This is a genomic window from Mesorhizobium sp. M1A.F.Ca.IN.022.07.1.1 (assembly GCF_003997575.1).
Lineage (GTDB): Bacteria > Pseudomonadota > Alphaproteobacteria > Rhizobiales > Rhizobiaceae > Mesorhizobium.
The window spans coordinates 1-3,559 of sequence record NZ_RZST01000475.1; the positions used below are offsets into that span (position 1 = coordinate 1).

A 3,559-nucleotide genomic window follows, 5' to 3' on the forward strand; every position below is an offset into this window, starting at 1 on the left:
ATGTCGAACTGATCAAGGGCATCCGGCACATGCTTTATGATCAGGGCTATACGATCAAAGGCGTGCAGAAGCTGTTGCGCGAGAACGGCAACCATTTCCTGGTCGCGATCGGCAATGGCGACATGGCAGCCGTCGAGGCGATCGCGCAGCGCCGCCAGGCCGAGCAAGTGCCGCTGACCGCGGCTGCCCAGCCGCGCGGCGACGAGGATGCGCTGGTCGGTCAGCCCAAGGTGAAGCCCAGCCGCCGTTTCTTCGGCCTTGGCAAGGGAGACGACGAAGGTCCCGTGCAGCCGGACTCCTCGAAATTGTCGCGCGACAACCGGGCCTTGCTGCAGGAGGCGCTCTTCGACCTTCTGGAGTGCAAGCGCCTGCTCGACCAGGTGCGTTGAGCTTCGGTTGCCGCTCCCGCGGCTTGGACGGCCGGCGTCCCTGACAGCCGGAACTGCTGTCGCATCCATGCGTTAGCCCTTCTGTGCAAGAGAAGGACATCAGGCATGGCGTGGTTTTCGACCCTTTCCGATCTCGATCTGGACAGGCAGGTCGCGGCGCTCTCGCGTCAACTTGACGATGTCAGGAAAGCCTTGGCCAAACGCGGCGACACCTATTACGAGGACGGCCGCGAGGCGGCGTCCGATTCTTATTCGCAGCTCGCCGACCGCTTTCACGAAGCGCTGCCGGCAATCAGGCGCCGGGGCAGGGCGCTCGAGCACACTGCGCGCGAGCATCCGGCCACCGTGGCCGCCGTCGGACTGGTCGTGGTCGGCCTGCTTGCCGGCCTTCTGATCAGCCGGCGCTGACTCCGGGCTGCGAAACAGAAATGGCGACCGTTCGCGCCGGCCGCCATTCCGTCAGCACGAGAGCCCCAACCGGATGAAATCGGGATGGAGTGGGCTTCGGCTTCGATCAGTTCGCGAGCTTGATCCGGCTCTTAGGATCGACCTTCATGACCTGGCTGCACTTGCCGTAGACGGTGCCGTTCTTATCGGTGGCGTCGGTGTAGGTGCCCTTACAATCGAGCTGCAGCACTAGACAGGAGCCCGAGCCTTTGCAGACCGCGCCGCCGTCGCCGGTCGGATGCGTGCCGGCAAAGGCCGGCGCGGAAACCGAGCCGAAAGCCGAGACGACGAAGGCGGCGGCGAGCGAGATACGCTTGAAATCGGTCATTTGAGCATTTCCTTCCATTGGTTGCTGGGAGCGCTTTCTGGCGTCCCGGTCGGGTTGAGGAACGCCTTCGTGGCGTCCATGACCGCTTGGTGCGGCCTCCAATGGAAAGGTTCATGGCCCGCGCGATTTTTGTCGCCTGGCGAGCATTGCTGTGAAGGTGTCAGGGTTCAGGGATTACCGTAGGCGCCGGATCTGCCAGCAGCGCTAAGCGCTCGTTGGGCAGTGGCGACTTGATGCGGCAAGAGGTCGGGACCGCTTGACAAGCGATCGAACCCGGCTGCGCTCATCAGGGGACAGCGGGTGCTCGAAGGAGAGGCTTGTCCCACGAAGCGAAAAATTCCGATGGGAAGACTTGCGCGACCAATACAATGAAGGCCTGTCTTCCCATCGGCATGTGGGAAGGATCAGGCCTTCTTCTCAACCACCTTCTTATGGTGGTGATGATGGTGGTGGTGGTGATGGTGGTGCCGGCGATGATGCTTGTGGTGGTGGTGCTTTACCACCGGGGCCGCATCGGCGCTGGTCGTGCCGAGGATCGGCATGGTGAATGCCAGGGCCAGAGCCAGCCCGAGCGCGGAGAGGAGGGACTTCTTCATGATTTCGTTTCCTTTTACGCGGGCGTTCCGGAGTTCACCGGACCAAATCGGTGACCCAAGCCCCGCGATCGGCACTATCCTCCTGGATTTTTTCGACACTTTTTCCGGACTGTAGATTTTTGTTTCTGGATTGTTTCTGGCGAACCACCATCGCGCCGCGCGCCCTTGCGGGCGCGCATGGACGGCTCGATATCATGCTTTTCGAGCCTGATGCGTCAGCTGCGCGCCTCACATCGGCGGCGCCACGCCATGATTGCCGACCACCACCCGGCGCGAAACGAGCTTGCCGCCGCTGCCGCGCTCGGCGCTGACGAACACGGTCATGCCTGGCTTGAGATCCGCAGGCGCAGCGGGCGCGAATTTCACGATCGGCGTCGATTGCGGGATGGCGATCTCTTTCTTCTGGCCATTGCTGTAGGTCAGCGTCACGGTCCTGCCGTTGACCTCGGTCACGTCGGCGACAGTGCCGTTGGTCATTCGGCTGTTGGGCTGCAAATCCCAATCGCGGTCGCCTTCTCCGGTTCCCTTTAACGCCGCCGGGAAGATCACGACTTCCAGCGCGCCGCTGCCGCCGTCGGCCTTGGACACCGATGCGATGCCGAGGAAATCGCCCTGTTTGATATCGGCGGCCGACGCCTTGGCGACACCGGAGATCATCCAGTCGGGGGAAAGGGTGATCGTATCGGTCTTGCCGTCGCGGGCTTTCACCTTCAGCGTCGTACCGGCGAGGTCGACCACCGTGCCGCGCAAGCGCACGGTGTCCGCCTGAGCGGCGCCCGCAAAGCCTGAGATCATGCCGAGTACGATAGCGAATAGCTTCAGTTTCATGGAATCCGATCCTCTTCAAAGGGGCTGGCGTCGCCCGCCTTCCGGCAAGCGACGAGAGCTAACGAATCGGAGTGGGCAAAATGCCGGCGGGTGCGGCCTTCGGCGCTTCAAAAGATCTTGATTGGGCTTCGCGCCACCTTACATGTCGGTGGCCTGCGGCCTCGGCTCCCAGCCGATGACCACGGTCACGATGGCGTGACGGCCAAAACGGCCTCTTGGCAAATCATCCGTTAACGGCCATTCTCCCGCCCGTCTCAGGCAACGCCACATTTCATCTGTGTTGTTTCATCCCAAGGAGTTGCCATGCCCAACACCGCAAGAAACGCTGTTTCCAACAACATCATTGCCGCGTCCGGCCTCAATCCGCTGAAAGCCGTCCGCGAAACGAGGGGATATACGATTGAGGAGCTTTCCTTGACCTGCGGCCTGGCCGTGGGCGAGATCGTCGACATCGAGGACGGCAAGGATGCCGACCCCGCCAAGCTCAGGCGTATCGCTTCCGCGCTGCAAGTGCCGGAAGAGGAATTGATCATGATGCCGACCGAAGAGAATCGGCCCACACAGCAATAGAGACGCCGAAGCGTCCGCGAAAAAAGCCCGCCATGGCCCGCCCTGGCGGGCTTTTTGCGCCTTCCACAGATGGTCCCCTGGCCCTTGCCAACTGCCAGCGCGCCATGCGGCAATCCCGGCCGCTGCCACGATTCGGCGGCATCGAGTGGCCAACATGCCTGATTGAGGTTTCGCTCATGAGCTTGGAATCGGTCCGCGCCTTCTTTGCCGAACACGCTCCCGACATCGAGGTGCTGGTCACCGAAGCGAGCTCGGCGACCGTGGCACTGGCGGCCGACGCCCATGGCGTGCTGCCGGCGCAGATCGCCAAGACCATCTGCCTGCGCGTCGGCGAGGAGACCATGCTGGTCGTGACCAGCGGCACTGCCAGGCTCGACAACCGCAAATGCAAGGACACGCTC

At 62.6% G+C, this 3,559-nt stretch carries 7 protein-coding genes; 4 read left to right on the forward strand and 3 right to left on the reverse strand.

Going from position 1 to position 3,559, the window contains the following annotated elements; translation table 11 throughout:
* Together EOA75_RS30595 and EOA75_RS30600 are read left to right on the forward strand one after the other, a co-directional pair.
* On the forward strand, window positions 1-389 hold a 389-nt coding region (locus EOA75_RS30595; protein WP_127325898.1), incomplete at its 5' end, for a MerR family transcriptional regulator.
* Between the two features lie 105 nt (window positions 390-494).
* Window positions 495-797: a DUF883 family protein gene (locus EOA75_RS30600; protein WP_127325899.1), complete on the forward strand. Its 303-nt coding sequence runs from the start codon at window positions 495-497 to the stop codon at window positions 795-797.
* 106 nt (window positions 798-903) lie between these two features.
* On the opposite strand, the gene EOA75_RS30605 is transcribed toward EOA75_RS30600, so the two are convergent.
* The 3 genes from EOA75_RS30605 to EOA75_RS30615 all read right to left on the reverse strand — a co-directional run bounded on the left by EOA75_RS30605 (window position 904) and on the right by EOA75_RS30615 (window position 2,588).
* A complete protein-coding gene (locus tag EOA75_RS30605; protein ID WP_127325900.1) occupies window positions 904-1,164 on the reverse strand; it encodes a hypothetical protein in 261 nt (86 codons plus the stop codon).
* A 404-nt stretch (window positions 1,165-1,568) separates the two neighbouring features.
* Window positions 1,569-1,760 carry a hypothetical protein gene (locus tag EOA75_RS30610; RefSeq protein WP_082954114.1) on the reverse strand — a complete coding sequence of 64 codons (192 nt, stop codon included), beginning with the start codon at window positions 1,758-1,760 and terminating at the stop codon, window positions 1,569-1,571.
* A gap of 228 nt (window positions 1,761-1,988) precedes the next feature.
* A complete protein-coding gene (locus EOA75_RS30615) occupies window positions 1,989-2,588 on the reverse strand; it encodes a hypothetical protein (protein WP_067330070.1) in 600 nt (199 codons plus the stop codon).
* Window positions 2,589-2,891: 303 nt separating this feature from the next.
* Here EOA75_RS30615 and EOA75_RS30620 point away from each other — a divergent pair, with 303 nt between their 5' ends.
* Together EOA75_RS30620 and EOA75_RS30625 are read left to right on the forward strand one after the other, a co-directional pair.
* Window positions 2,892-3,158, forward strand: coding sequence for a helix-turn-helix transcriptional regulator (locus tag EOA75_RS30620; protein ID WP_067330074.1), 267 nt, complete (start codon window positions 2,892-2,894; stop codon window positions 3,156-3,158).
* 176 nt (window positions 3,159-3,334) lie between these two features.
* The coding region (locus EOA75_RS30625) for a YbaK/EbsC family protein (RefSeq protein WP_348628691.1) at window positions 3,335-3,559 on the forward strand (225 nt) is incomplete at its 3' end.

Bases quoted from the DNA above. Each gene is read 5' to 3' on its own strand.
- EOA75_RS30610 (WP_082954114.1), bottom strand. From the start codon at position 1,760: ATGAAGAAGTCCCTCCTCTCCGCGCTCGGGCTGGCTCTGGCCCTGGCA.
- EOA75_RS30600 (WP_127325899.1), top strand. From the start codon at position 495: ATGGCGTGGTTTTCGACCCTTTCCGATCTCGATCTGGACAGGCAGGTC.
- EOA75_RS30615 (WP_067330070.1), bottom strand. From the start codon at position 2,588: ATGAAACTGAAGCTATTCGCTATCGTACTCGGCATGATCTCAGGCTTT.
- EOA75_RS30605 (WP_127325900.1), bottom strand. From the start codon at position 1,164: ATGACCGATTTCAAGCGTATCTCGCTCGCCGCCGCCTTCGTCGTCTCG.
- EOA75_RS30620 (WP_067330074.1), top strand. From the start codon at position 2,892: ATGCCCAACACCGCAAGAAACGCTGTTTCCAACAACATCATTGCCGCG.